The sequence below is a fragment of the Pseudomonas sp. MM227 genome (genome assembly GCF_947090715.1).
Lineage (GTDB): Bacteria > Pseudomonadota > Gammaproteobacteria > Pseudomonadales > Pseudomonadaceae > Aquipseudomonas > Aquipseudomonas baltica.
This window is the reverse complement of sequence record NZ_OX352319.1, coordinates 155,874-182,011: the sequence shown is the minus strand read 5'-3', so window position 1 is coordinate 182,011 and position 26,138 is coordinate 155,874. Positions and strand designations below refer to the sequence as shown.

At 63.8% G+C, this 26,138-nt stretch carries 22 protein-coding genes; 10 read left to right on the top strand and 12 right to left on the bottom strand.

Going from position 1 to position 26,138, the window contains the following annotated elements; all coding sequences use genetic code 11:
• Window positions 1-35 precede the first annotated feature (35 nt).
• Both ONG87_RS00770 and ONG87_RS00765 read left to right on the top strand, forming a co-directional pair.
• The gene (locus tag ONG87_RS00770; protein WP_122480614.1) at window positions 36-1,115 is read left to right on the top strand and encodes a tartrate dehydrogenase; all 1,080 of its coding nucleotides are present in this window, start codon (window positions 36-38) and stop codon (window positions 1,113-1,115) included.
• Between the two features lie 275 nt (window positions 1,116-1,390).
• A complete protein-coding gene (locus ONG87_RS00765; protein WP_264382809.1) occupies window positions 1,391-2,317 on the top strand; it encodes a glyoxylate/hydroxypyruvate reductase A in 927 nt (308 codons plus the stop codon).
• Between the two features lie 120 nt (window positions 2,318-2,437).
• Here ONG87_RS00765 and ptsP read toward each other — a convergent pair whose 3' ends face one another.
• Window positions 2,438-4,717 (bottom strand): phosphoenolpyruvate--protein phosphotransferase, encoded by a 2,280-nt coding sequence (gene ptsP, locus ONG87_RS00760; protein WP_043191774.1) that lies wholly within the window; start codon window positions 4,715-4,717, stop codon window positions 2,438-2,440.
• 22 nt (window positions 4,718-4,739) lie between these two features.
• Entirely contained in the window at window positions 4,740-5,219 is a 480-nt protein-coding gene (locus ONG87_RS00755) for an RNA pyrophosphohydrolase (protein WP_043191776.1), read from the bottom strand.
• Between the two features lie 140 nt (window positions 5,220-5,359).
• On the opposite strand from ONG87_RS00755, the gene ONG87_RS00750 reads away from it, so the two are divergent.
• A complete protein-coding gene (locus ONG87_RS00750; RefSeq protein ID WP_122480616.1) occupies window positions 5,360-6,013 on the top strand; it encodes an HAD family phosphatase in 654 nt (217 codons plus the stop codon).
• Between the two features lie 159 nt (window positions 6,014-6,172).
• On the opposite strand, the gene ONG87_RS00745 is transcribed toward ONG87_RS00750, so the two are convergent.
• Window positions 6,173-6,619 (bottom strand): DUF2269 family protein, encoded by a 447-nt coding sequence (locus ONG87_RS00745; RefSeq protein ID WP_122714411.1) that lies wholly within the window; start codon window positions 6,617-6,619, stop codon window positions 6,173-6,175.
• 171 nt (window positions 6,620-6,790) lie between these two features.
• Window positions 6,791-8,305, bottom strand: a complete 1,515-nt coding sequence (gene ilvA, locus ONG87_RS00740) for a threonine ammonia-lyase, biosynthetic (protein ID WP_192047942.1) — start codon at window positions 8,303-8,305, stop codon at window positions 6,791-6,793.
• A gap of 137 nt (window positions 8,306-8,442) precedes the next feature.
• Here ilvA and rpiA point away from each other — a divergent pair, with 137 nt between their 5' ends.
• From rpiA to ONG87_RS00705, 7 genes are all read left to right on the top strand, one after another.
• Window positions 8,443-9,120, top strand: coding sequence for a ribose-5-phosphate isomerase RpiA (gene rpiA / locus ONG87_RS00735; protein ID WP_122714267.1), 678 nt, complete (start codon window positions 8,443-8,445; stop codon window positions 9,118-9,120).
• A gap of 305 nt (window positions 9,121-9,425) precedes the next feature.
• Window positions 9,426-10,676: an SfnB family sulfur acquisition oxidoreductase gene (locus tag ONG87_RS00730; protein ID WP_264382036.1), complete on the top strand. Its 1,251-nt coding sequence runs from the start codon at window positions 9,426-9,428 to the stop codon at window positions 10,674-10,676.
• A gap of 20 nt (window positions 10,677-10,696) precedes the next feature.
• Window positions 10,697-11,902, top strand: coding sequence for an SfnB family sulfur acquisition oxidoreductase (locus ONG87_RS00725; protein ID WP_264382035.1), 1,206 nt, complete (start codon window positions 10,697-10,699; stop codon window positions 11,900-11,902).
• Window positions 11,902-13,260 carry an LLM class flavin-dependent oxidoreductase gene (locus ONG87_RS00720; protein ID WP_264382034.1) on the top strand — a complete coding sequence of 453 codons (1,359 nt, stop codon included), beginning with the start codon at window positions 11,902-11,904 and terminating at the stop codon, window positions 13,258-13,260. Before ONG87_RS00725 ends, ONG87_RS00720 begins: the two co-directional genes overlap by 1 nt.
• Window positions 13,261-13,378: 118 nt before the next feature.
• Window positions 13,379-14,170, top strand: a complete 792-nt coding sequence (locus ONG87_RS00715) for a MetQ/NlpA family ABC transporter substrate-binding protein (protein ID WP_264382033.1) — start codon at window positions 13,379-13,381, stop codon at window positions 14,168-14,170.
• A 2-nt stretch (window positions 14,171-14,172) separates the two neighbouring features.
• Window positions 14,173-15,303 (top strand): methionine ABC transporter ATP-binding protein, encoded by a 1,131-nt coding sequence (locus ONG87_RS00710; protein WP_122480624.1) that lies wholly within the window; start codon window positions 14,173-14,175, stop codon window positions 15,301-15,303.
• Complete coding sequence (locus ONG87_RS00705; protein WP_122480625.1) at window positions 15,293-15,937, top strand: methionine ABC transporter permease; 645 nt, start codon at window positions 15,293-15,295, stop codon at window positions 15,935-15,937. Before ONG87_RS00710 ends, ONG87_RS00705 begins: the two co-directional genes overlap by 11 nt.
• A gap of 104 nt (window positions 15,938-16,041) precedes the next feature.
• On the opposite strand, the gene ONG87_RS00700 is transcribed toward ONG87_RS00705, so the two are convergent.
• From ONG87_RS00700 to cysW, 8 genes are all read right to left on the bottom strand, one after another.
• On the bottom strand, window positions 16,042-19,101 hold the full coding sequence (locus ONG87_RS00700; protein ID WP_264382032.1) for an efflux RND transporter permease subunit: 3,060 nt from the start codon (window positions 19,099-19,101) through the stop codon (window positions 16,042-16,044).
• On the bottom strand, window positions 19,098-20,168 hold the full coding sequence (locus ONG87_RS00695) for an efflux RND transporter periplasmic adaptor subunit (RefSeq protein WP_264382031.1): 1,071 nt from the start codon (window positions 20,166-20,168) through the stop codon (window positions 19,098-19,100). The genes ONG87_RS00700 and ONG87_RS00695 overlap by 4 nt, the downstream gene beginning before the upstream one ends.
• Window positions 20,165-21,244 carry an efflux RND transporter periplasmic adaptor subunit gene (locus tag ONG87_RS00690; RefSeq protein ID WP_264382030.1) on the bottom strand — a complete coding sequence of 360 codons (1,080 nt, stop codon included), beginning with the start codon at window positions 21,242-21,244 and terminating at the stop codon, window positions 20,165-20,167. Before ONG87_RS00690 ends, ONG87_RS00695 begins: the two co-directional genes overlap by 4 nt.
• Before the next feature lie 156 nt (window positions 21,245-21,400).
• Window positions 21,401-22,183 (bottom strand): MetQ/NlpA family ABC transporter substrate-binding protein, encoded by a 783-nt coding sequence (locus ONG87_RS00685; protein WP_122480629.1) that lies wholly within the window; start codon window positions 22,181-22,183, stop codon window positions 21,401-21,403.
• Between the two features lie 100 nt (window positions 22,184-22,283).
• Window positions 22,284-23,231 carry a sigma 54-interacting transcriptional regulator gene (locus ONG87_RS00680; protein WP_122480630.1) on the bottom strand — a complete coding sequence of 316 codons (948 nt, stop codon included), beginning with the start codon at window positions 23,229-23,231 and terminating at the stop codon, window positions 22,284-22,286.
• Window positions 23,232-23,284: 53 nt separating this feature from the next.
• On the bottom strand, window positions 23,285-23,866 hold the full coding sequence (locus ONG87_RS00675) for an alpha/beta hydrolase (protein ID WP_192058811.1): 582 nt from the start codon (window positions 23,864-23,866) through the stop codon (window positions 23,285-23,287).
• A 408-nt stretch (window positions 23,867-24,274) separates the two neighbouring features.
• Window positions 24,275-25,264: a sulfate/molybdate ABC transporter ATP-binding protein gene (locus ONG87_RS00670; RefSeq protein WP_122480632.1), complete on the bottom strand. Its 990-nt coding sequence runs from the start codon at window positions 25,262-25,264 to the stop codon at window positions 24,275-24,277.
• A gap of 3 nt (window positions 25,265-25,267) precedes the next feature.
• The gene (cysW, locus tag ONG87_RS00665; protein ID WP_122480633.1) at window positions 25,268-26,134 is read right to left on the bottom strand and encodes a sulfate ABC transporter permease subunit CysW; all 867 of its coding nucleotides are present in this window, start codon (window positions 26,132-26,134) and stop codon (window positions 25,268-25,270) included.
• Window positions 26,135-26,138 lie beyond the last annotated feature (4 nt).

Sequence of the window (26,138 nt, the reverse complement as noted above, 5' to 3'; positions counted from 1 at the left end):
GAGTCGGCAAGTTCATCAACCCGTGGAGTGGCACCATGAGCAAGTCCAATTACAAGATTGCAGTGATTCCCGGTGACGGCATCGGCAAGGAAGTCATGCCCGAAGGGGTCCGTGTGCTGGATACCGTGGCGGCCCGCTACGACCTGAACTTGCAGTGGGACTGGTTCGACTTCGCCAGCGCCGATTACTACCTGGCTCACGGCAAAATGATGCCGGACGACTGGTTCGAAACGCTCAAGGGCTACGACGCCATCTACTTCGGCGCCGTGGGCTGGCCCGACGTGGTGCCCGACCATGTGTCGCTGTGGGATTCGCTGTTGCAGTTCCGCCGCGAGTTCGACCAGTACGTCAACCTGCGCCCTTGCCGGCTGATGCCTGGGGTGAAGGCACCGCTGGCCAATCGCAAGCCTGGTGACATCGATTTCTGGGTCGTGCGCGAGAACACCGAAGGCGAATATTCCAGCGTGGGCGGCAAGATGTTTCCCGGCACCGACCGCGAGATTGTCCTGCAGGAAACGGTGATGACCCGGGTCGGCGTCGACCGCATTCTCAAGTTTGCCTACGAGCTGGCGCAGAGCCGACCGAAGAAGCACCTGACCTCGGCGACCAAGTCCAATGGCATTGCCATCACCATGCCGTACTGGGACGAGCGCGTGGTCGAGATGGGCAAGAAGTACCCGGAAGTGAACGTCGACAAGTACCACATCGACATTCTCACGGCCAACTTCGTGCTGCATCCGGACTGGTTCGACGTGGTGGTGGCGAGCAACCTGTTCGGCGACATCCTCTCCGACCTTGGCCCGGCCTGTACTGGCACCATCGGCATCGCGCCGTCGGCCAACATCAACCCGGAACGCAACTTCCCCAGCCTGTTCGAACCGGTACACGGCTCGGCGCCGGACATCGCCGGCAAGGGCGTGGCCAACCCCATCGGGCAGATCTGGTGCGGCGCCATGATGCTCGAACACCTGGGCCATCCGGAGGCTGGCGCGGCGGTTCTGGCGGCCATTGAAAAGGTCCTGGCCATGGGCCCGGAACACGCACCACTGACCGCCGACATCGGCGGCACCGGCACCACCCGTGCCCTGGGCGAAGCCATCGCTGCCGCCTGTTGAGGCCGCGGTACCCCTGACACCGCACCGCCCCTTTCGCGGCCACAGGCCGCTCCTACAGGGATTGCGCAGCTCGTAGGAGCGGTCATCGGCCGCGAACCAGACGCCGCGGTACCCCTGACACACCGCACCGGCCCGTTCGCGGGCAGAGCCCTGCTTCCACACAGCACCGCTGCTACGGTCAACTTGTTCTGTTTCACCCGCTCGATTCGGAAGAATGTTGCGTAGCGATCTGGCATCGTTGGTGTAAACCCCGATGGTCCATGAGAACCCACCTTATGACGCTGCTGTTCAAAGTCCCCGACGAGCGTGCATCGGCCTGGAAGGCACTGTTCGCCCAGCATGCACCGGATATTCCCGTGCGCTTCTGGCCGGACATCGGCGACCCGGCGCAGGTACGCTATTTCGCCGCCTGGCAGCCGCCAGCGGACCTGTATGACCGATTCCCCCAACTGCAGGTGGTTTTCGCCACGTCGGCGGGGGTGGATCAGTTCGACCTTGCGCACGTTCCCGAAGCGGTCAGCGTGGTACGCATGCTCGACCCCGGCATTGCCCAGGGCATCATCGAGTACGCCGGCTTCGCCGTGCTCGCCCTGCATCGCCAGATGCCGACCTATCTGCAGCAACAGCGCGAGGGCAAATGGGCGATCCATCCGCTGCTGGAAGCCGGCAAGCGCCGCGTCGGTGTGATGGGCCTGGGCAATCTGGGCCAGGCGGCATTGAATGCGCTGCGGCCGTTCGGCTTTGCCTTGAGTGGCTGGTCGCGCACGCTCAAGACACTGCCCGGCGTGCACTGCTATGGCGGCCGCGAGCAATTGCCGGACTTTCTCGGCAGCTGTGACATCCTGCTGTGCCTGTTGCCCTTGACCGCCGACACCGCTGGCATTCTCGATGCGCAGACTTTCGCCGCGCTGCCGGCCGGCGCCAGCCTGATCAATCTGGGCCGCGGCGGCCATCTGGTGGAAAGCGACCTGCTGGCCGCGCTGGATTCAGGCCATTTGGCCCATGCGATCGTCGATGTGCTGGAAGAAGAGCCGCCGCGCAGCGATCACCCCTTCCTCAGCCACCCGAACATCTGGCTCACGCCACATATCGGCGCCATGACCGATCCGCATTCGGCATTCCAGGTGCTGCTGGACAACATCCGCCGGCATCAACGGGGTGAACCTATGGCAGGTCTGGTAGAGCCTGGGACAGGCTACTAGTGGCAAGCGTAGGGATACAGAATCTACTGTAGAAGCGGTCTTCGGCCGCGAAACGAGCACTGCAGTGTTTCATTTGATCTGCAGGGATGCCGTTGCGGCCTTGACCGCTTGCAGCACGCCTCAGTGCTTCTTCGGCGTGCTCGGATTGATCATCCGCGACAGGCCCAGGTTCTTCAGGGCCAGTTGCAGCGAGCTGTGGATAACTTGCGGGTTGTCGATCTTGCTCAACTGCGCCAGCAGCTCCTTGGCCTTGCTCAGGTTCACCTGGCGCAGCATCCACTTCACCTTGGGCAGGTTGGTGGCGTTCATCGACAGGCTGTCGAACCCCATGGCCATCAACAAGATCGCCGCCGCCGGATCGCCAGCCATCTCGCCGCAGATACTCACCGGCTTGCCTTCGGCATGCGCCTCGGTGACCACGTGCTGCAACGCCTGCAGCACAGCCGGGTGCAGGTAGTCGTACAAATCGGCCACGCGCGGGTTGTTGCGGTCCACGGCGAGCAGGTACTGGGTCAGGTCGTTGGAGCCGACCGAGAGGAAATCGACCTGCCGCGCCAGTTCCTTGGTCAGGTACACCGCTGCGGGAATCTCGATCATCACCCCCACCGGCGGCATCGGCACGTCGGTGCCTTCGTCGCGCACCTCGCCCCAAGCCCGGTGGATCAAGTGCAGGGCTTCTTCCAGCTCATGGGTGCCGGATATCATCGGCAGCAGGATACGCAGGTTGTTCAGGCCCTCGCTGGCCTTGAGCATGGCGCGGGTCTGCACCAGGAAGATTTCCGGGTGGTCGAGGGTCACGCGGATACCGCGCCAGCCCAGAAACGGGTTTTCCTCCTTGATGGGGAAATACGACAGCGACTTGTCACCACCGATGTCCAGGCTGCGCATGGTCACCGGCAGGGGGTGAAAGGCCGCCAGCTGCTCACGGTAGATCGCCAGTTGTTCCTTCTCGCTGGGAAAGCGCTGGTTGATCATGAATGGCACTTCGGTGCGGTACAGCCCCACACCCTCGGCGCCGCGTTGCTGGGCACGGGCCACATCGGCCAGCAGGCCGGTGTTGACCCAAAGCGGCATGCGGTGGCCGTCCAGGGTCACGCAGGGCAGCTCGCGCAAGGCATCGAGGCCCAGCGCCAGTTGCCGCTCTTCCTCGACCACATCGGCAAATTGCTTGCTGAGAATGTCGCTGGGGTTGGTGTAGACCTCGCCATGGTAGCCATCGACGATCATCTTGATGCCGTCGACCTTGGAATACGGCAGGTCGACCAAGCCCATGACCGTCGGAATGCCCATGGCACGCGCCAAAATGGCGACGTGGGAGTTGCCCGAGCCCAATACCGATACCAGGCCCACCAGCTTGCCTTCCGGCACCTCGCCGAGCATTGCCGGCGACAGTTCTTCGCTGATCAGGATGGTGTTATCGGGGTAGACCAGGGTTTGCTGACGCGCCTCCTGCAGGTAGGCCAGCAGGCGCCGCCCCAGGTCCTTGACGTCGGAGGCGCGCTCGCGCAGATACGCGTCGTCCATCAATTCGAAGCGGTTGACGTGCTCGGTGACGACGTGGCGCAGCGCACCCTGGGCCCACTGCCCGGTCTTGATCACGTTGGTCACTTCGCTGCCCAGCGAAGCGTCGTCGAGCATCATCAGGTAGACGTCGAACAGGGCCCGCTCTTCGGGGCGCAGCTGCGTGGCCAGTTTCGCCGACAGGGTGCGCATGTCGTTGCGCACGCCTTCCAGGGCGTTCTGGAACAACGCCAGCTCGGCATCAATGTCGCTGACGCTCTTGTCGGGCACCACATCCAGATCGGCCGGCGGCAGCATAACCACCGCGGTCCCGACCGCCGCGCCGGGCGAGCCGGGCACGCCGACGAAACGCGCTTCCTGGATGCCCTTGCCCTGACGCCCCAGGCCACGGATCGAACCCGTGGCTTCGGCATGGGCGATAACGCCCGCCAGTTGCGCGCTCATGGTGACCAGGAAGGCTTCTTCGCCCTCGTCGAACTGACGCCGCTCCTTTTGCTGGATCACCAGCACCCCCACCACACGCCGGTGGTGGATGATCGGCGTGCCGAGGAACGAGGCGTAGCGCTCTTCACCGGTTTCGGCGAAATAACGATAACGCGGGTGGCCGGCGGCATTTTCCAGGTTGAGCGGTTCTTCGCGCGTGCCCACCAGGCCCACCAGGCCTTCGTTGGGGGCCATGCTGACCTTGCCGATGGAACGCTTGTTGAGGCCTTCGGTGGCCATGAGGACGAAACGGTTGGTTTCCAGATCCAGCAGGTACACCGAGCAGACCTGGCTGCCCATGGCTTCCTTGACGCGTTGCACGATGATCCCCAGCGCCGACTTGAGATCCTTGGCGGAGTTGACTTCCTGGACGATCTTGCGCAGCGTATTGAGCATGGCTCGGGGTCGAACTCCGTCGTCAGTCGCGCGAAAGAAGGCGCGGGGCTAGCTCTTTGAGCGCGCGTCTGTAGACCTCGCGCTTGAATGTCACCACCTGGCCCAGCGGATACCAATAGCTGACCCAGCGCCAGCCATCGAACTCGGGCTTGCCGGTCAGGTCCATGCGCACGCGCTGTTCGTTGGACACCAGGCGCAGCAGAAACCACTTCTGTTTCTGGCCGATGCACAACGGTTGGCTGTGCGTACGCACCAGGCGTTGGGGTAGACGATAACGCAACCAGCCGCGGGTGCAGGCAAGTATTTCAACATCCTGGCGTTCCAGCCCGACTTCTTCATTCAGCTCGCGGTACAAGGCCTCTTCCGGCGTTTCCTGAGGGTTGATACCCCCTTGCGGGAATTGCCAGGCGTCCTGATTGATACGCCGAGCCCATAGCACCTGACCGGCGTCATTGGTAAGAATGATGCCAACGTTAGGGCGAAAACCATCGGGGTCGATCACGGCAACAACCTCGTAAACGCATGTTCTGGCATTGTTCCACAAAGCCTGTGAAGGCAGCAACGACGCCGCGTAGCTTATGTGCACGCATGTGAAAAGTCCGTATTCTGTGGGCCTTTTCCTTACTTCATGCGAGTCATTTCATGCGCCTGGCCCTCTTCGACCTCGACAACACGCTGCTCGGCGGCGACAGCGACCATGCCTGGGGGGACTATCTGTGCACGCGCGGCATTCTCGACGCCGACACGTACAAGGCACGCAACGATGAGTTCTACGAGGATTACCTGGCCGGCCGCCTGGACCTGAACGCGTACCTGGATTTCACCCTGGAAATCCTCGCGGCAACCGATGTGGCGCAGCTGGATGAATGGCATCGGGAGTTCATGCGCGATTGCATCGAGCCCATCATGCTGCCCAAGGCCGCGGCCCTGCTGCAACGGCATCGCGATGCAGGTGACAAGCTGGTGATCATCACTGCTACCAACCGCTTCGTCACTGGCCCGATCGCCGCGCGGCTGGGTGTCGAAACCTTGCTGGCAACCGAAGTCGAAATGGTTGACGGCCGCTACACCGGGCACAGCTTCGACGTGCCTTGCTTCAAGGAAGGCAAGGTGACGCGTTTGAATCGCTGGATGGAGGAAAACGGCTACGACTTGCAGGACAGTTATTTCTACAGTGACTCGATGAATGACCTGCCTCTTCTGGAGCAGGTCACCCACCCGGTGGTGGTGGACCCGGACCCACGCCTGCATGAAGAAGCCAAACGCCGCGGCTGGAAAGAAATCTCCCTGCGCTGATAGCTGCTAACCGTGGGAGGGGGCTCTGCCCGCGAAGAATGCGCTGCGGTTTGTCTGATACACCGCGGCGCTCTTTTCGCGGGCAGAGCCCGCTCCCACAGGGATCGGGACCAACCGTAGGAGCGGTCATCGGCCGCGAAGAATGCGCCTCGGTTTGCCTCAGGCAGGCTTGGTCACCATCAAGCCGATGATCGACAGCAACACCACTACGGCCACCGCTGCGATGATCAACACATTGCGGCGCTTGGCCGCGATTACGCCTTCGTTCAACCCAGTCGCGAAGCGCAGGCGGTTCACCCGGTTGATCAGCAGCAACCAGACCCCACCGCCGATCACATACAGCACCGCAGCGGTGAGAATCCAGGTTTGCCCCAAAGGCCAACCGACCCTGTGCACCAGCCACCATCCCGTGACGGGAAAGCTCACCAGGCTCAGGGCCATGACCAGCCAGGCATACACCCAGGGCCGTTGCAGGGTGCTGGCGAACGGTAGCCGGTCGCCGCCCTTCCAGCTGCGCCAGGCTCGGTAGATGACGGCCGCCACACTGCCCAGCAGCACAACAGTGGCAGCGACGTGGAATATTTTCAGAACCGCCAGGCTTTCCATGACGCGTGATCCCCGTGGGCCATTACGATGCATCATCGACAAGCGTAGCAGCCATCGAGTTCAGCGCAGCGAGACCTGCCCCTGTAACAACTGGCACACCCCATCGCCCCTGTGGGAGCGGGCTCTGCCCGCGAATGGCACACCGCGGACTCAAGCCAGTGCACCGCATCACTAACCCAGGAACAACTGGTACGCCGGATTATCCGTTTCATCCCAGAACGGGTAGCCGATCTCGGCCAGCGCGCCGGCTACCAGATGGCGTTCATCCTCGGGCACCTGCAACCCAGCCACCACACGCCCATCGGCGGCGCCATGGTTGCGGTAGTGGAACATCGAGATGTTCCAGCGCCCGCCCAGCTTGTCGAGAAAGTTGAACAGTGCCCCCGGACGCTCGGGGAACTCGAAGCGCAGCACCATCTCGTCACTGACCCTGACCGCATGGCCACCGACCATATGGCGAATGTGCAGCTTGGCCAGTTCGTTGTCGGTCAGGTCCAGCACCGGGAAGCCATGCGCCTCGAGGGTCTGCAGCAGCACCGCGCGCGGGTCCCGCTCGGGATGGGTCTGCACCCCGACGAAAATGTGCGCTTCATGGCCGGTGTGGTAGCGGTAGTTGAACTCGGTGATCTGGCGTTTGCCGATGGCCTCGCAGAACGCCTTGAAGCTGCCCGGACGCTCGGGGATGGTCACCGCGATGATGGCCTCACGGCCCTCGCCCAGCTCGGCTCGCTCGGCCACGTGGCGCAACCGATCGAAGTTGACGTTGGCACCCGAATCGATCGCCACCAGGGTCTGCCCCGACACGCCTCGGGCCTCGACGTACTTCTTGATCCCGGCGACCCCGAGCGCGCCCGCAGGCTCGGTGATGGAACGGGTGTCGTCGTAGATGTCCTTGATCGCCGCGCAGATCTCGTCGGTGCTGACGGTGATCACCTCGTCCACGTGGTCCTTGCAGATCTCGAAGGTGTAGTGACCGATCTGCGCCACCGCCACGCCATCGGCGAACAGCCCGACCTGCGGCAGCACCACGCGCTCCCCAGCGTGCATGGCCTGCTGCAGGCAGTTGGAATCGTCCGGCTCGACGCCGATGATCTTGATGCCCGGCCGCAGGTATTTGACGTACGCGGCAATGCCGGCGATCAACCCGCCACCGCCCACCGGTACGAAGATCGCATCGAGATCGCCTGGATGCTGGCGCAGGATTTCCATGGCCACGGTGCCCTGCCCGGCAATGGTGTAGGGGTCGTCGTAGGGATGGATGTAGACCATGCCCTGCTCGTCCACCAGCTTGAGCGAGTGGGCCAGGGCTTCGGCAAACGAATCGCCATGCAGCACCACGATGCCGCCGCGCGAGCGCACACCCGCGATCTTGATTTCGGGGGTGGTGTTGGGCATCACGATGGTGGCCTTGATGCCCAGCTCGCGCGCCGCCAGCGCCAGGCCCTGGGCATGGTTGCCGGCCGACGCGGTGACCACGCCGCACGCTGCTTCCTGCGCGGTGAGCTGCGACAGCTTGTTGTAAGCGCCGCGAATCTTGAACGAGAACACCGGCTGCAGGTCTTCGCGCTTGAGCAGAATCTTGTTGTTCAGACGCTCGGACAGCTGCCCGGCGGGCTGCAAAGGGGTTTCCACCGCGACGTCGTAGACGCGCGAGGTGAGGATCATCTTTACGTACTGTTCGAGCATGGCAGACATCACTGACGATAACGGGCGGGGCCGATGAGTCTAAGCCAACGACCACCGCAAAACCAAGGTTTTGCCCTTATAATGCGTGGCTTCGGGGCCGCAACCACTAGAGCCCCAACTGCCGCTGCGGAGCTTGCATGACCCAGGACCAACTCAAACAGGCCGTCGCCCAGGCTGCCGTGGATTTCATTCTGCCCAAGCTGGGCGAAAAGAGCGTTGTCGGTGTCGGCACCGGTTCCACCGCCAATTGCTTCATCGATGCGCTGGCCCAGCACAAGAGCGCCTTCGACGGCGCCGTGGCCAGCTCCGAGGCAACCGCTGCGCGGCTCAAGGGCCATGGCATCCCGGTGTATGAACTCAACGGCGTCGGTGACCTGGAGTTCTATGTCGACGGCGCCGATGAAAGCGACGAGCACCTGAACCTGATCAAGGGCGGCGGCGCTGCGCTGACCCGCGAGAAGATCGTCGCTGCCGTGGCCACCACCTTCATCTGCATCGCCGATGGCAGCAAGCTGGTGCCGGTGCTGGGCGAGTTTCCACTGCCGGTGGAAGTCATTCCCATGGCCCGCAGCCACGTCGCGCGCCAGCTGGTGAAGCTGGGCGGCGACCCGGTCTATCGCGAAGGCGTGGTGACCGACAACGGCAACATCATCATTGATGTGTACAACATGCAGATCACTGACCCGGTGGCGCTGGAAACGCAGATCAATGCCATCGTCGGCGTGGTCACCAACGGCCTGTTCGCCGCTCGCCCGGCCGATGTGCTGCTGCTGGGCACTGCCGAAGGCGTAAAGACCCTCACCCGCCCCGCCTGACCCTCTATTGTGGGAGCGGGACGGGCGGCGAAGGACACACTGCGGCGTCCCTGACACACGGTAGTTTGTGGGAGCGGGCTCTGCCCGCGAAGAACACACTGCGCTGTACCTGACATACCGCTGCGCGCCCTTCGCGGCCACAGGCCGCTCCTACATGACATGACTGGGATAAAAAACCCATCTATCCATATTCCCAATCGTTAGTTCATTTAAATTTAACAAACGATTAGGGTATATACACCGGACCACCGGACCTGCGTACACCCAAGCAAGGCGACATACGCCGTGCATGACGTGAGGACGGTATGGTCACCCACTCGATTTCCCGCGAACACTCCCAAACCTTGCCGGCCGACGACGGCCCGGCGCTCGTGCCCGTGCAGATACTGCGCAATGACCTCGACGCGCTCGACGCCGCGCAAACCCTCGCCGCCAGCGCCCGTACCCATGCCGCCCGGCGCGACCAGCACCGCGAGCTGCCCTGGCAACTGATAGAGCAATTCACCGCGAGCGGCCTGGGCAGTATCACCGTGCCACGTGCCTTCGGCGGCGCGGACGTCAGTTTCGAAACCCTGGCCGAGGTATTTCGCCTGATCAGCGCCGCCGATCCGGCCCTGGGGCAGATTCCGCAAAACCATTTCGGCATCCTGCAGATGCTTCGCGGCACCGCCACCGCGCACCAGCAGCAGACGCTGTTCAGCGCCGTGCTGCAAGGCGCGCGCATCGGTAATGGCGGCCCCGAACGCGGCACCCGCAACACCCTGGAGATCAAGACTCGCATCGTCCGCGACGGAGACGACTGGCAGATCAGCGGACAAAAGTTCTACTCCACCGGCGCGCTGTTCGCCCACTGGGTAGCGGTCAAGGCCGTGGATGAGCACCAACGCCTGGTCATGGCCTTCGTGCGGCGCGGCACACCCGGCCTGCAAATCATCGACGACTGGTCCGGCTTCGGCCAGCGCACCACCGCCAGCGGCACCGTGGTGCTGGAACACGTGCAGGTGCCCGACACCCATGTCGTAGAGATCTGGCGCCAGGCGCAGCAACCGAACATTCAGGGCGCCGTATCGCAACTGATGCAAGCGGCCATCGACGCCGGCATTGCCGCTGCGGCCATCGACGACACCATCGCCTTCGTCCGCGAGAAATCCCGCCCGTGGATCGACGCCGGGGTCGAGCGCGCCAGCGACGACCCTTTCGTGATCGCCGATATCGGTCGCCTGAAGCTGGAACTGCACGCGGCCCAGGCACTGCTGCGCAAGGCCGCGCGCGTGCTCGACCAGACTCGCCACGCGCCCGTGGACGCCACCTTGGCAGGCCAGGCGTCGATCGCCGTGGCCGAGGCCAAGGTGATCACCACCGAAATCGCCCTGCACGCCAGCGAAAAGCTCTTCGAGCTGGCCGGCAGCCGCGCCAGCCTCGCCGAGTTCAACCTCGACCGTCACTGGCGCAATGCCCGCGTGCACACCCTGCACGATCCCGTGCGCTGGAAATACCACGCTATCGGCGCCTACCACCTGAACGGCAGCCTGCCTGCGCGCCATTCCTGGATTTGACCAGACCGCTGGAGATCAGCATGAGCTCATTGCCCCACCCCCTCGACGGCGTCGCATTGATCGCCAACGACCAACAGGCCCTGGACGTTGCCCGCCAACTGGCTCCCCTGTTGCAACGCGACAGCGCCCTGCGCGACCGCGAACGGCTGCTGCCCCATGGCGAACTGACGCTGTTCTCGCGCTCTGGCCTGGGCGGCATCAGCGTGCCCAAGGCATTCGGCGGAGCGGCTGTGTCCAACGTCACCCTGGCCCAGGTCATTGCCTTGCTGGCCGCCGCCGACGGCTCGCTGGGCCAGATCCCACAGAATCATTTCTATGCCCTGGAAGTGCTGCGCATCAACGGCAGCGCGGCGCAGCAAAAGCGCCTGTACGCCGACGTGCTGGCAGGCCAGCGGCTGGGTAACGCCCTGGCGGAACTGGGCACGCGAACCGCCCATGACCGCACCACGCGCCTGACCCGCGACGGCGACGGTTTGCGCATCAATGGTCGCAAGTTCTACGCCACCGGCGCGTTGTATGCCCAGTGTATTCCTACCTCGGTGGTCGATGAACAGGGCGTGCAACAACTGGCCTTCGTGCCCGCCGACAGTGCCGGTGTGCAGGTCATCGACGATTGGAGCGGCTTCGGCCAGCGCACCACGGGCAGCGGCTCGGTGGTGTTCGACAATGTCTGGGTCAGCGCCGACGCCATCGTGCCGTTTCAAAGCGCGTTCGAACGGCCCACCACGGTCGGCCCGTTCGCGCAGATCCTGCATGCCGCGATCGACACCGGCATTGCCCGCGGGGCGTTCGAGGACGCCTTGCAGTTCGTCCGCACCCGCACTCGGCCATGGATCGACGGCACCAGCGACAAAGCCGTGGAAGACCCGCTGTCACTCAAGAGCTTCGGTCATCTGGCGATCCGTCTGCATGCCGCCGAAGCCCTGCTCGAGCGTGCCGGCGAGGTGCTCGACAAGGCGCAGGCCGAGCCCAGCGCGGAAAACGTCGGCGCCGCCTCGATCGCCGTGGCCGAGGCTCGGGCGCTGAGCACCGAAATCTCCCTGGCCGCCGGCAGCACCCTGTTCGAGCTGGCGGGCAGCCAGGCCACCCTGGCCGAGCACGGCCTCGACCGGCATTGGCGCAATGCCCGCGTACACACCCTTCACGACCCGGTGCGCTGGAAGTACCACGCCATCGGCAACTACTACCTCAACGACCAGCTGCCACCACGCCGGGGGACGATCTGATGAGCAAGAAACAGATCCTGCTCAACGCCTTCAACATGAACTGCGTGGGCCACATCAACCACGGCCTGTGGACCCATCCGCGCGATACCTCCAGCCAGTACAAGACCCTGGAGTACTGGACCGATCTGGCCCAGCTACTGGAGCGCGGCCTGTTCGACGGCCTGTTCATCGCCGACATCGTCGGGGTCTACGACATCTATCAGGACTCGGTCGACGTGACGCTCAAGGAGTCGATCCAGCTGCCGGTCAACGACCCGTTGCTGCTGGTCTCGGCCATGGCCGCGGTTACCCGCCACCTGGGTTTCGGCCTGACCGCCAACCTCACCTACGAGGCGCCGTACCTGTTCGCCCGGCGCCTGTCCACGCTCGATCACCTGACCCGTGGCCGGGTGGGCTGGAACATCGTCACCGGGTACCTGGACAGCGCCGCCAAGGCCATGGGCCTGACCCACCAGGTGGAGCACGACCGTCGCTACGATCAGGCCGACGAATACCTGCAGGTGCTGTACAAACTCTGGGAAGGCAGTTGGGAAGACGATGCCGTGATCGAGGACCGCGAACGGCGCATCTACGCCCAGCCGGAAAAAGTCCACAAGGTAGAGCATGAAGGCGAGTTCTACCGCGTCCAGGGTTACCACCTGTGCGAACCCTCACCGCAGCGCACGCCGCTATTGTTCCAGGCCGGCAGTTCGGCACGCGGCCTGCAGTTCGCCGGCCAGCATGCCGAATGCGTGTTCATCAGCGGACAGAACAAGCAGGCTACCCGCGCCCAGGTGGACAAGGTGCGCGACGCAGCCCGCGCGGCCGGCCGCGATCCCCAGGCCGTGAAGGTCTTCATGGGCATCACGGTTATCGTCGCTGCCACCCAGGCGCAGGCCCGGGCCAAGCATGACGAGTACCGCAGCTACGCCAGCGCCGAGGCCGGTGTCGCCCACTTCGCCGCCTCTACGGCAATCGACTTCGCCCGCTATGAACTCGACGAGCCCATTCAGTACGTCAAGGGCAATGCCATCGAGTCGGCCACCAAGACCCTGCAGAACAACGACTGGACCCGGCGCAAGCTGCTCGATCAACACGCCTTGGGCGGGCGCTACATCACCTTGGTCGGTGACCCGGAACAGGTCGCCGACGACCTTGAAGCCTGGATCGCCGAGACCGGCCTGGACGGTTTCAACCTGACCCGCACGGTGACCCCGGAAAGCTACGCCGACTTCATCGACCTGGTGATTCCCGTGCTGCAGGCGCGCGGTTCCTACAAGACCGCCTATGCCCAGGGCACGCTGCGCGAAAAGGTCTTCGGTAAAGGCCCTGGGCTGCCTGAAGGGCATGCCGGATTCAATTACAAGCGCGGTGCCTGATCGGGCCTCTTCGCGGGAAGCCCGCTTCCACAATCAACGATCGCACTCTCGTGTGGGAGCGGGTTCTACCCGCGAAGAGGCCACCTCAAACAACACAAAAAATCACTGGAAACCCAACATGCTCAAACCCACCTTGCTACTCGCCCTCACCCTCCTCACCGGCCTGGCCCATGCCGCCGATGACAAGCCGCTGATCGTCGGTACCACCGCCGCGTTCGCCATCCCCCTGGAAAGCGCCGTGGAGGAAGCCAAGAAACAGGGCCTGCCCGTCAAGCTGGTGGAATTCACCGACTGGATCGCACCCAACGTCAGCCTGGCCGCCGGCGACATCGACGTGAACTACTTCCAGCACATGCCGTTCCTGGAAAACGCCAATACCCAGGCTGGCACCGATCTGGTGCCGTATGCGCCGGGCATCATCAACAACGTCGGCCTGTATGCCAAACGCTACAAAAGCTTCGACGAACTGCCCAAGGGCGCGACCGTCGCCATTGCCAATGACCCGATCAACAGCGGTCGAGGCCTGCAGCTGCTGGCCAAGGCTGGCTTGATCACCCTCAAGCCGGGGGTTGGCTACAAGGCCACCGAAGAGGACATTCTCACCAACCCCAAAAACCTGAAGATTCTCCAGGTCGAGGCGGTGCAGTTGGTGCGCGCCTACGATGACGCCGACCTGGTGCAGGGCTACCCGGCCTACATTCGCCTGTCCAAGACCTTCGACGCAGGCTCGGCGCTGCTGTTCGACGGCCTCGACCATCCCGAGTACGTGATCCAGTTCGTGATCAAGCCCGAGCGCAAGGACGATCCGCGCCTGGCCAAGTTCATCGACATCTACCAGCATTCGCCGGTGGTACGCGCCTCGCTCGACAAGGTCAACGGCAAACTCTACCAAGTCGGCTGGAAGGAGTGAGCATGCCCACCACAAATGTGCAACGCAGGCTGGCCGCTACCGCCGGCATTGCCCGGCCTGCCGAGCCCCTGGAACTGCATCCACAACTGGCCAATGCGCTGGTGCGTTTCATCGGCGTCGGCAAGACCTATGAGGGCGCCCAGGGCCCCGTGCAGGCGCTGCAGGGCATCGACCTGACCATCGAGCGTGGCGAAGTGTTCGGCATCATCGGCCGCAGCGGCGCTGGCAAGTCGTCGCTGATCCGCACCATCAACCGGCTTGAGCAGCCCAGCAGCGGGCGCGTGCTGGTCGATCAGGTGGACATCGGCGAGTTCGACGAGGACCGCCTGGTGGCCCTGCGACGGCGCATCGGCATGATCTTTCAGCACTTCAACCTGATGTCGGCGAAAACCGTGTGGCAGAACGTCGAGTTGCCACTCAAGGTCGCCGGTGTGCCCCAGGCCGAGCGCTGGCGCAAGGTCGGTGAACTGCTCGAACTGGTTGGCCTGCAAGGCAAGCGCGACGCCTATCCGGCGCAGTTGTCCGGCGGGCAGAAGCAGCGTGTCGGCATCGCCCGGGCGCTGGTGCACGACCCGCAGATTCTGCTCTGCGACGAAGCCACCTCGGCGCTGGACCCGGAGACTACCGAGTCGATTCTCGCCCTGTTGCGCGATATCAACCAGCGGCTAGGGCTGACGGTCATCCTGATCACCCACGAAATGGCCGTTATCCGCGCCATCTGCGACCGCGTGGTGGTGCTCGAAGGCGGCCAGGTGGTTGAGCAGGGCCCGGTGTGGCAGGTGTTCGGCAACCCCCAGCATGAGGTCAGTCGGACCTTGCTGGCCCCGCTGCAACACGGCCTGCCCGAGGAACTGCGCGCCCGTCTGCGCAGCACGCCTGCAACGCCTGGCGCAGCGCTGGTATTGCGACTGCGCGTGACCGGGGCACAGGCCGGCGAGGCGGACCTGTCGTCGTTGTTCAACCTGCTGGGTGGCCAGGTCAGCCTGCTGCAGGGCGGTATCGAACGGATTCAAGGTCGCGCACTGGGCAATCTGGTCGTGGCGGTAAGCAATTCGCCCCACGACCGCGAGCATCTGCTGCAACGCGCCGGGCAATGGGCACAACGGGTAGAGGAGCTGGGCTATGTGGTTTGATCGTCTGTTGCAGGGCGCCCTGGACACCTTGCTGATGGTGGGCGTTTCCTCGTTGATCGCGCTGCCCGTGGGCGTGGTGATGGCCGTGGTGCTGGTCACCAGCGACCGTGGCGGGATCTACCAGGCGCCCGCGCTGAACCGCGTGCTGGGCGCGTTCGTCAACCTGTTCAGGTCGGTGCCGTTTCTCATTCTGATGGTGGCGCTGATCCCGTTCACCCGGTTGATCGTCGGTACCACCTATGGCGTGTGGGCGGCCGTGGTGCCGTTGACCATCGCAGCGACGCCGTTCTTTGCACGCATTGCCGAGGTGAGCCTGCGCGAGGTCGACCATGGCCTGGTCGAAGCCGCGCAAGCCATGGGCTGCCGACGCTGGCACATCGTCTGGCACGTGCTGCTGCCCGAAGCGCGACCGGGCATCGTGGCCGGCTTTACCATCACCGTGGTGACCATGATCAATTCATCGGCGATGGCTGGTGCGATCGGTGCCGGCGGGCTGGGCGACATCGCCTACCGCTATGGCTACCAGCGATTCGACAGCCAGATCATGCTCACGGTCATCGTGCTGCTGGTGGCCCTGGTGACCCTGATCCAGTTCGGCGGCGACCGATTGGCGCGGGTGCTCAACAAGCGCTAGTCGCAAGACCGCAGCGCCCCCCTTCGCGGGCAGAGCCCGCTCCCACACGGAACGCTTTAACTCCTGTGGGAGCGGGCTCTGCCCGCGAAGAGGCCCTCAGCTCATCAAGCTTCCTTCCCCTCGCCCTCGTCTTCCTTGATCCGGTACCAGGCCACATACAGCGCCGGCAGGAACAACAGGGTGAGCAAGGTCGCCACCACGATTCCGCCGATCATCGCGTAGGCCATCGGGCCCCAGAACACCTCGCGGGCGATCGGGATCATGCCCAGACTGGCGGCTGCCGCCGTGAGCAGGATCGGCCGGCGTCGATGCTCGGTTGCCTCCAGCACGGCATCCCACGGCTTGTAGCCATCGCGTTCATAGGCGTCGATCTGGGTCACCAGAATCACCGAGTTGCGGATGATGATGCCGATCAGCGCCAGTATTCCGAGAATCGCCACGAAGCCCATGGGCGTTCCGGTCGGCACCAGCGCCAACACCACACCGATGATGCCCAGCGGCGCTACACTGGCCACCAGGAACATCTTCTGCACACTGTGCAGCTGGATCATCAGGAAGGTCGCCATGAGGAACAGCATCAACGGCACCACCTTGGCGATGGGTCCCTGCGCCTTGCCGCTTTCCTCGACCGTACCACCGGTGGCCACCTTGTAACCCACCGGCAGGCCTTCGGCGAATTTCTCGATCTCGGGCTTGAGCTGGGCCACCAGATCGGTCGGCTGGATATCGTCGCTGACCGCCGCCTTCAAGGTGATGGTCGGCAAGCGATCACGCCGCCACACCAGCGGCTGCTCCAGCTCGTAGCGCACGGTGGCGAAGGCCAGCAGCGGAATCGAGGTGCCGCTGGGCGTGACGATCTGCAGGTTCTGCAAGGTTTCCGGCGAACCGCGCTCGGCGTCGTTAGCACGGCCGACCACGTTGACCAGATAGATATCGTCATTGACCTGGGTCACCGCCGAGCCGCTGACGATGGTGTTCATCAGCTTGGCCACGTCTTCGGACGACAGGCCCAACTGCCGCGCCTTGTCCTGGGCGATGTCGATGCGCAGCACTTTGCCCGGCTCGTTCCAGTCGTAGATCATCTCGCCGATGTGCGCGTTGTGGTCCAGCAAGGTTGCCAATTCGATGGCGTGCTTGCGCACCTGGTCGATGTCCTTGCCGCTGACCCGATACTGGATCGGCCGGCCTACCGGCGGCCCCATTTCCAACGCCTGGACGTAGGTGCCGATGCCGACGAAGTCTTCGCGCAGGCGCTTCTTCAAGCGCTCGGTCAGCGCGCCACGCTGCTCCAGGCCTTTGCTGACGATCACCAACTGGGCGTAGTAAGGGTTCTCCAACTGCTGGTCAAGCGGCAGATAGAAACGGATCGCGCCCTGACCGATGTAAGTGCTCCAGCGCGCGATGTCCGGATCATCCTTGAGCGTGGCTTCGAGGCGGTCGACCGCCTTGCGCGTCTCGTTGATCGAAGCGTTCTGCGGCAGGTTCAGGTCCACCAGGATTTCCGGGCGGTCGGACGAAGGAAAGAACTGGTTCTGCACGAAACGCATGCAGAACAGCGCCGCGGCGAACAGCAGCAACGTGCCGATGATGGTCAGCCAGCGGTGGCGCATGCAGCCCAGCAGACCACTGTGGAACCAGCGCGCGACACGCCCCGGCTGCTCCGGCTTGGGTTTGACGTTCTTGCTCAGGATGTGCACGCCGATGACCGGTGCGAACAGCACCGCCACCACCCAGGACACCAGCATGGCCACCGCGATCACGGCAAACAGGGTGAAGGTGTACTCACCGGCCGAGCTGGCGTTCAGGCCAATCGGCACGAAGCCGGCCACGGTGACCAAAGTGCCGGTGAGCATCGGGAATGCGGTCGAGGTGTAAGCGAAGGTAGCCGCCTCCTCCTTGCTGTCACCCGCTTCCAGGCGAGTGACCATCATTTCCACGGTGATCATCGCATCGTCCACCAGCAGGCCCAGGGCGATGATCAACGCCCCCAGGGAAATGCGCTGCATGGTAATGCCGCTGTACTCCATGAACACGAAGACCATGGCCAGCACCAGCGGAATCGAGCAGGCCACCACCAGGCCGGCGCGCACGCCCAGGCTGATGAAGCTGACGATCAGCACGATGACCACGGCCTCGAACAAAGCGCTGGTGAACCCACCGACGGCCTTCTCGACCACCTCGGCCTGGTCCGAAACCTTGTGCACGCCCACGCCCACCGGCAACTGCGCGGTCAACGCGTTCATGCGCGCATGCAGCGCGGTACCGAATTCCTGAATGTTGCCGCCGTCTTTCATGGCAATGGCCAGGCCGATGGCGGGCTGGCCGTTGTAGCGGAACATCGGCGCGGCCGGGTCTTTGTAGCCACGTTCGATGTCGGCGATATCGGTCAGCCGGTAGAAGCGGTCGTTGAGCCTGAGGTTGACCGTCTCCAGGTCTTTTTCCGACTTGAACTGGCCCGAGGTGCGCACCGAAATGCGTTCCGGCCCTGCTTCGATCACGCCCGCCGGCGTCACCGCATTCTGTGCCTGCAGCGCGCCGACCACCTGTTGCTGGTCCAGGCCCAGCGCGGCCAGTTTGCGCGTGGAGAAATTCAGGTAGATCACTTCGTCCTGCTGGCCTACCAACTGAACCTTGCCCAGGTTCTCGACCTGACGGATCTCGGCGCGCACCTGCTCCACGTAGTCGCGCAGCTGCCGCATGCTCAGGCCGTCGGCAGTGAAGGCGTAGATCGAACCGAACACGTCACCGAATTCATCGTTGAACGAAGGCCCCTGCAGGCCCTGGGGGAAGGTGCCGCGAATATCGTCGACCTTCTTGCGCACCTGATACCAGATCTCTGGAATCGCCTTGGCATTGGTGGTGTCGCGCAGGTACACGAACACCGTCGACTCGCCAGGCCGCGTGTAGCTTTTCACGTAGTCCAGGGAGTCCAGCTCTTCGAGCTTCTTTTCGATGCGGTCGGTGACCTGCTTGAGCGTTTCATCCTGGGTCGCGCCCGGCCAGCGGCTCTGGATGACCATGGTCTTGATGGCGAACGCCGGGTCTTCTTCACGGCCCAGGTTGAAATAGGAGAACACGCCCATCAGCAGACCGACGAACATCAGGTACCAGACGAAGGACTGGTGCTTGAGCGCCCAGTCGGACAGGTTGAAACTTCCCTTCATTGCCGGCTCGCCTCGTCCAGTTTGATTTTCTGCCCGGGTTTCAGGCTGTTGACGCCAGCGCTGACCACGCGCTCACCCGCCTGCACACCGCTGCCCAGCACTACGACGCCACGGTCGCGGCTGAGCACGGTGACCGGGCGCGGGTTGACGGTCTTGTTCTGGACGTCCACCAGCCACACCTGGGTCTTGCCATCGACTTCCTGCACTGCGGTCTCCGGCAATTCCAGGCGCTGCGCGATGCTTGAACTCAAGGTCACGCTGATTGCAGTACCCAAGCGCAGGCCGGCAGGGTTCTCGCGCAGGGTCAGGCGTGCGCGACGGGTGCGCGTGGCACTGTCGGGCCGCGGCTCAAGCTCACGCAGGGTGCCGGTGGTCGCAACGCTCGGATCAAGCTGGGACTGCACTCGAAACTCCACGCCCTCGGGCAGGGTTTCGGCAAGCCCGGCGGGCAGGTCGATGACCGCCTCCTTGACGTCGGGGCGGGCCAGGACCACCACCTCTTCACCGGCGCTTACCACTTGCCCGACTTCCACCTTCCATTGGTTGACCACGGCGGCGTGATCGGCGCGCAATTCGCTGTAGCCCAGTTGATCCCTGGCTTGGCTGACGGCGGCCTTGGCCTGGTCGAGCGAGGCCTGGGCGGTCTTCAGGTCGGTCTGGGCGATGTCCAGGCCAGCCTGCGCACCGACGCCACGGTCGAACAACTCCTGCTGGCGGCGAGCATTGGCCTGGGCATTGATGAACTGCGCCTGCACGCGGGCCAGATCACCCTGGCTCGAGCGCAACTGGTTCTGCTGGTCGGTCGGATCAAGGGTGGCCAGCAGCTGGCTCTTCTCCACCTGGCTGCCGACATCCACCGCACGCCGGGCGATACGCCCCGATACGCGAAAGCCCAACGTGCTTTCGTAGCGCGCCTGGATATTGCCCGCGAAGCGACCCAGGCTCTGCTGGTCCAGGCCCTTGACCTCGACCGACAGCACCGGGCGGATCGGCTCGGGAGCTTGCTCTTCCTTCGAACAGCCTGCCAGCAACAGCACGGCCGCAGACAACGCGATCACCGCCTTCATGGCTGGCGCTCCTCGGCAATTTCCACCTGCATGTCCGGGTGCAGCAACTGCCCGCCGGCGACGACCACGCGGTCGCCGTTCTTCAAGCCATCGGCGATCACCACCTTGCCGGTCAGGTAACGGCCCACGTCAACCTTGCGCAGATTGACCTTGTCGCCTTCCCCCACCACCCACACGGCAGGCTCGGCGATGTCCTTGGTCAACGCCGACCAGGGCAGCTCGACGCTGGTCTTGCCCGGACCGTTGAGCGATGCGTTGACCACCGAGCCGAGGTCCATGCCCTTGGGCAGGCCTTGCAGGGCGATCTTCACGCGCACAGTACCGGTCTGCGCGGACACCGCTGGGGTGACTTCGCGCACCGTGCCGGTGGTCTTGATCGCCGGCTCGTCGAGCAGGCTGACGGTGATCGGCTGCTGGCCGGCCGGTTGGGCAAACAGCGACTCGTACACGTCGAATACCGCATCGCGGTCGCCATCGCGGGCCAGGCCGAAGATCGGCGCAGTGGCCTGTACCACCTGGCCAACCTCTGCCTGGCGGGCAGTGATCACGCCTGGGGCGTCGGCCACCAGGTCGGTGTAGCTCAATTGTTCACGGGCATTGGCCAACTGGGCGCTCGCCGCCGCCAACGAACTCTGCGCACCGCGCAGCGCCGCCTGGGCCGAGTCGTATTCACTCTGGCTGGTGTAGCCCTTGGGCAGCAGCTTCTGCTGGCGCACGAAGGCCGCCGATGTCTGTTTCACACGTGCCTGTTCGGCGGCCACTCCAGCCTTGGCCGAATCGACGTTGGTCTGCAGGTCCTTGGGGTCCAGGCGCGCCAGCACCTGCCGTGCGCTGACATGATCGCCCACGTCCACCAACCGCTGGATGATCTTGCCACCGACGCGGAACGACAACTGGGTCTGGATGCGCGCCTGCACATCGCCGGTGAGATTGACCGCAGCGGCGAACTCGCCGCTTTGCACATTCTCCACGCGCACGCGCGGATGCGTCGGCTCGATGGGCTTGTCTTCACCACACCCCGCCAGCGCAACCAACAAAAGGGAAACCCCTACAACCTTCCAACGAGGACCAGCCATGCAGGCTCCTTTGCGTGCGCTGTAATGCCAGGTGTGTATGCGACTGTGGCCGTGATGCGAGGTTCATTTGCCGGGAATGGCCCTGCCCGGACAAAGCAAAACGCCGACACTGTACAAGCTGTCGGCGCTCAGGTGAACCGTTGTCACACTCGGGAATCAGAACGCCGGCAATACCGCGCCGCTGTACTTCTTCTCGATGAAGGCTTTGACTTCGGGGCTGGTCAGCGCCTTGGCCAGTTTCTGCATGGCCGGGCTGTCCTTGTTGTCCGGACGGGCCACCAGGAAATTCACGTAAGGCGAATCCGATCCTTCGATCACCAAGGCATCCTTGGCCGGGTTCAGGCCGGCTTCAAGTGCGTAGTTGGTGTTGATCATGTCCAGGTCGACCTGGTCCAGCACGCGCGGCAGCATGGCCGATTCCAGCTCCTTGAACTTGAGGTTCTTGGGGTTGCTGGCGATGTCCTTGGGGGTGGCCAGGGCGTTGCTCGGGTCCTTCAGGGTGATCAGGCCGGCTTTCTGCAGCAGGATCAACGCACGGCCGCTGTTGCTACCCTCGTTGGGGATGGCGACGGTCGCGCCGTCCTTGAGTTCGCTCAGCGACTTGACCTTCTTCGAATAACCGCCGAAGGGCTCGACGTGTACGCCGATCACAGTGACCAGGTTGGTGCCCTTGCCCTTGTTGAAGCTTTCCAGGTACGGCAGGGTCTGGAAGTAGTTGGCGTCCAGACGCTTTTCGTTCACCTGTACGTTGGGTTGCACGTAGTCGGTGAACACCTTGATGTCCAGCTCGACGCCTTCCTTGGCCAGGGTCGGCTTGATCAGCTCGAGGATCTCGGCGTGGGGAACCGGCGTGGCGGCGATCACGAGTTTTTCTGCCGCGTTGGCCAGGCCGAAAGACAGGGAGGCCGCCAGAGCGGTGAACAGCAAAGCCTTTTTCATGCTAAGTCCTTGAAATTGGGTGGCGGCGGCAGCAATCGGCCAGCCTTGCGCGGACAATACCGGGAATTAATATTCCTACAAATACCTTTTAGTTTGCTGCTTATGCCTTTTTACGCAAGCGCTCGACGCTGCGGTTCAGCAGTGCTGCCAAAGCAACCGGCTCGGCGTGCTCGGCGGCCTGCGTCAACAGCTGCTCGATATGCACGAGCAGGTCCGTGTTCGCGGCCGCTGGCAGATTGAGATGCTCGGGCAGGATCTCGTCGCCGCGACTGACCAGCAAGGCAAAATGGATGACGTTTTCCAGCTCGCGGGTATTGCCGGGCCAATCGTGGCGCTCCAGCGCTCGCTGCGCATCGGCGCTGATCAGCGGCACCGCCAGGTTCAGACGGTGGCTGTAGATGCCCAGGAAATACTCGGCCAGGGCGAGGATATCGCCGGTCCGCTCGCGCAACGGCGGCAAGGTCAGGCGGCCTTCGCCCAGATAGGCGTGCAACCGTTCGTTGAATTTCCCCGCGGCCACGGCCTGGCCCAGATCGATGCTCGACGCCGCCACCAGGCGCACGTCCACGGGATTGGGCTGGGCCGCGCCGACGCGGGTCACTTCACGGGTTTCCAACGCCGCGAGCAGTTTGGTCTGGATCGCCAGCGGCAGGTCGGCGATCTCGTCCAGGTACAGCGTGCCGCCGTTGGCCGAGCCGAACCAGCCGGCCCGGCTGCTGGCCGTGCCGCTGTGGGCGCCTGCGCTGTAGCCGAACAGCTCGGCATCGGCGTAGGTTGGGCTTATCGCGCCGCAATTGACCGAGACAAAAAGGCCGCCACGGTCACTGCCGCGATGAATGTGGCGGGCGAGCAGTTCCTTGCCGGTGCCGCTTTCACCCTGAATCAGCACCGGCAGTGCCTTGGGCGCGAGCCGCTCGAGCTCCTCGCGCAAGCGTCGCGAGCGCGGATCGACGAACACCAGCGCCTTGGCGCGGATGCTCAGCGGGCTCTTGTCGGCGTCGGGAAAGGTCAGCAGCGGCTGGCCGAAGGTGTCGTTGTATGCGGTCATGGGCAAGGCTCCCACCGGCCTGGCTGCAGGCGGCGTACTCGGTTGTCGGGCATTCAGGCGCGCAGCTGGATGTGCTGGTCCATGCGACTCTGCAGGCGATAGAGGTAGGCAAACCCCTGTTCCCAGCGTCGATGCCCGGACTTGACGTTGATATGCCCGGCACCGGCCAGAATGCCGGCTTCGGCGCCCCAGTCGCGGGCCAGTTGCAAGGCTCGCGGAGCACTGGCCGCAGGGTCGTTGTCCGAGCCCACCACTTGGCTGGGGAATGGCAGCAGGTGTTTGGGGATGGGTGCGAAGTTGCGCAGGGCCGGCGAGCAGGCCGGGCGCTCTACGTCTGCAGGCGCCACCAGCAGGGCTCCGCGAACCTTGCGCAACGAGACCAGCGAGGCGGCGACCGACCAGTGGGCGACGGTCACGCATCCCAGGCTGTGAGCAATGAGAATCACCGGATCGGCGCTGGCATTCACCGCGCGGTCCAGCGCCGCGACCCAGTCTTCACGCCGTGGCGTGAGCCAGTCGTCCTGCTCGACCCGCGCGCTGTTGGGCAGGGTTCGTTGCCAATGGCTTTGCCAATGGTCGTCGGACGAGCCCTGCCAGCCTGGCACGATCAGATAGCGGATCGACTCATTGCGCATGGGATGCGCCTCCTGCAAACGTTGCGTTGGAGGCCAGTATAGGGAAAGGAGTTATATCCGTTAAGGAATAAGAAGCTATTTATTAATAACCAAAATAAAGGTCAATCGGCCCCGTAGCAGCGCCGCAAGCCGCGTCGGCGGCACGCGCGGTCTGCCTGCTGCCACCGCATAACCCCGGACGCGGCTTGCGCCGCTGCTACAAGGTGCGCGTGATCTTCTGTAGCAGCGGCGCAAGCCGCGTCGGCGGCACGTACAGTCTGCCTGCTGCACCGCATCGACCCCGGACGCGGCTTGCGCCGCTGCTACAAGGTGCGCGTGATCTTCTGTAGCAGCGGCGCGAGCCGCGTCGGCGGTAAACACGGTGTCTCTGACGCACCGCGTTGAATTCGGACGCGGCTTGCGCCGCTGCTACAGACCTGACGCCTTCTGCCAGACCTTGGGCTTGAAGAACAACGTCTCGCCCCGCGCCAGGCCACTCAGGCTGTCATGGTCCTTGACCACTTCGGCCTCGATCAGCTCGCTCTGCCCCTCGACCTTGAGCGTCACCCGCGTGGTTGCGCCCAACGGACGAATGTCACGCACTTCGGCCGCATGATGGTCGTCCAGCTCGTGGCGCGACAGCGACACTTCGTGCGGACGAAACAACACATGCTCCTCACCACCCAACTGCAAGCGGTTGGAGTCGCCCAGAAAGTGATAGACGAAGTCGCTGGCCGGGTTCTCGTACACCTCGCCTGGCGAACCGATCTGCTCGATGACACCCTTGTTCATCACTACGATGCGATCCGCCACTTCCATGGCTTCTTCCTGGTCGTGGGTCACGAAGACCGAGGTCAGGTTGATGTCCTCGTGCAAGCGCGCCAGCCAGCGACGCAGCTCCTTGCGCACCTTGGCGTCGAGCGCGCCGAAGGGTTCGTCGAGCAGCAACACCTTGGGCTCGACCGCCAGGGCACGGGCCAGGGCAATACGCTGGCGCTGTCCCCCGGACAACTGCTCGGGGTAGCGATCGTGCAACCAGTCCAACTGCACCATGTTCAACAGCTCATGCACTTTCTGCGCAATCACCGTTTCGGTGGGCCGTTCGCGCTTGGGTTTCATGCGCAAGCCAAAGGCGACGTTGTCGAACACTGTCATGTGTCGGAACAGCGCGTAGTGCTGGAACACGAAACCGACGTTGCGATCCCGCACATCGTGGCCTGAAACGTCCTCGCCGTGGAACACGATGCTGCCCTGGTCGGGCGTTTCCAGGCCGGCGATGATGCGCAGCAAAGTGGTCTTGCCGCACCCGGAAGGGCCCAGCAGAGCCACCAGCTCGCCACTCTGGATGTCCAGATTGATGGAGTCCAGGGCCTGGAAGGCATTGAAGCGCTTGCTGACGTTACGAACTTCGATCGACATTAATCATTCCTCCGCGGCGCTGTTGCGCAGGCGGTCAATACGGGACTCGCTCCACTGCTTGAGCAGCAGGATGAAGAGCGCCAGGATCAGCAACAGGCTCGCAACGGCAAAGGCGGCGACATGGTTGTATTCGTTGTAGAGAATTTCCACGTGCAGCGGCAGGGTATTGGTCACGCCGCGAATGTGCCCGGACACCACCGACACGGCACCGAACTCGCCCATGGCCCGCGCGGTACACAGCACCACGCCGTAGATCAGCCCCCACTTGATGTTCGGCACGGTGACGTACCAGAACATCTGCCAGCCATTCGCGCCCAGCAGGCGCGCCGCTTCCTCTTCCTGCGTGCCTTGTTCCTGCATCAGCGGGATCAGCTCGCGGGCCACGAACGGCACGGTCACGAAGATGGTGGCAAGCACGATACCTGGCAAGGCGAACACGATCTGGATGTCGTGGTCCTGCAGCCACGGCCCGAACAGGCCCTGAGCGCCGAACATCAGCACATAGACCAGGCCGGCAATGACCGGCGACACCGAGAACGGCAGGTCGATCAACGTGACCAGAATGCTCTTGCCGCGAAACGAATACTTGCTCACGCACCACGCGGCGCTGACGCCGAACACCAGGTTCAGCGGCACCGAAATGAGCACGGCGAACACCGTCAGCTTGAGCGCCGACAGCGCATCGGGCTCGAAGATCGCCGCGAAAAAGGTCCCCAGGCCCTGCTTCAAGCCCTGGGACACGACGATCAGCAACGGCAGCAACAGAAACACGGCGAAGACCAGCCAGCCAAGGGCGATCAACACCCGCCGCGAGGTTGCGCTGCCACGCCGGGCCGCATTGGTGGAGGCAGCAATGGAAGATGCAGACATGTGC

What these genes read in the sequence shown, in the direction of transcription:
- ONG87_RS00690 (WP_264382030.1), bottom strand. Translation starts at nt 21,244, where the DNA reads ATGGCTGGTCCTCGTTGGAAGGTTGTAGGGGTTTCCCTTTTGTTGGTT.
- ONG87_RS00675 (WP_192058811.1), bottom strand. Translation starts at nt 23,866, where the DNA reads ATGCGCAATGAGTCGATCCGCTATCTGATCGTGCCAGGCTGGCAGGGC.
- rpiA (WP_122714267.1), top strand. Translation starts at nt 8,443, where the DNA reads ATGACCCAGGACCAACTCAAACAGGCCGTCGCCCAGGCTGCCGTGGAT.
- ONG87_RS00680 (WP_122480630.1), bottom strand. Translation starts at nt 23,231, where the DNA reads ATGACCGCATACAACGACACCTTCGGCCAGCCGCTGCTGACCTTTCCC.
- cysW (WP_122480633.1), bottom strand. Translation starts at nt 26,134, where the DNA reads ATGTCTGCATCTTCCATTGCTGCCTCCACCAATGCGGCCCGGCGTGGC.
- ptsP (WP_043191774.1), bottom strand. Translation starts at nt 4,717, where the DNA reads ATGCTCAATACGCTGCGCAAGATCGTCCAGGAAGTCAACTCCGCCAAG.
- ONG87_RS00725 (WP_264382035.1), top strand. Translation starts at nt 10,697, where the DNA reads ATGAGCTCATTGCCCCACCCCCTCGACGGCGTCGCATTGATCGCCAAC.
- ONG87_RS00730 (WP_264382036.1), top strand. Translation starts at nt 9,426, where the DNA reads ATGGTCACCCACTCGATTTCCCGCGAACACTCCCAAACCTTGCCGGCC.
- ONG87_RS00770 (WP_122480614.1), top strand. Translation starts at nt 36, where the DNA reads ATGAGCAAGTCCAATTACAAGATTGCAGTGATTCCCGGTGACGGCATC.
- ONG87_RS00670 (WP_122480632.1), bottom strand. Translation starts at nt 25,264, where the DNA reads ATGTCGATCGAAGTTCGTAACGTCAGCAAGCGCTTCAATGCCTTCCAG.
- ONG87_RS00710 (WP_122480624.1), top strand. Translation starts at nt 14,173, where the DNA reads ATGCCCACCACAAATGTGCAACGCAGGCTGGCCGCTACCGCCGGCATT.
- ONG87_RS00720 (WP_264382034.1), top strand. Translation starts at nt 11,902, where the DNA reads ATGAGCAAGAAACAGATCCTGCTCAACGCCTTCAACATGAACTGCGTG.
- ONG87_RS00715 (WP_264382033.1), top strand. Translation starts at nt 13,379, where the DNA reads ATGCTCAAACCCACCTTGCTACTCGCCCTCACCCTCCTCACCGGCCTG.
- ONG87_RS00765 (WP_264382809.1), top strand. Translation starts at nt 1,391, where the DNA reads ATGACGCTGCTGTTCAAAGTCCCCGACGAGCGTGCATCGGCCTGGAAG.
- ONG87_RS00685 (WP_122480629.1), bottom strand. Translation starts at nt 22,183, where the DNA reads ATGAAAAAGGCTTTGCTGTTCACCGCTCTGGCGGCCTCCCTGTCTTTC.
- ONG87_RS00750 (WP_122480616.1), top strand. Translation starts at nt 5,360, where the DNA reads ATGCGCCTGGCCCTCTTCGACCTCGACAACACGCTGCTCGGCGGCGAC.
- ONG87_RS00745 (WP_122714411.1), bottom strand. Translation starts at nt 6,619, where the DNA reads ATGGAAAGCCTGGCGGTTCTGAAAATATTCCACGTCGCTGCCACTGTT.
- ilvA (WP_192047942.1), bottom strand. Translation starts at nt 8,305, where the DNA reads ATGCTCGAACAGTACGTAAAGATGATCCTCACCTCGCGCGTCTACGAC.
- ONG87_RS00705 (WP_122480625.1), top strand. Translation starts at nt 15,293, where the DNA reads ATGTGGTTTGATCGTCTGTTGCAGGGCGCCCTGGACACCTTGCTGATG.
- ONG87_RS00695 (WP_264382031.1), bottom strand. Translation starts at nt 20,168, where the DNA reads ATGAAGGCGGTGATCGCGTTGTCTGCGGCCGTGCTGTTGCTGGCAGGC.
- ONG87_RS00700 (WP_264382032.1), bottom strand. Translation starts at nt 19,101, where the DNA reads ATGAAGGGAAGTTTCAACCTGTCCGACTGGGCGCTCAAGCACCAGTCC.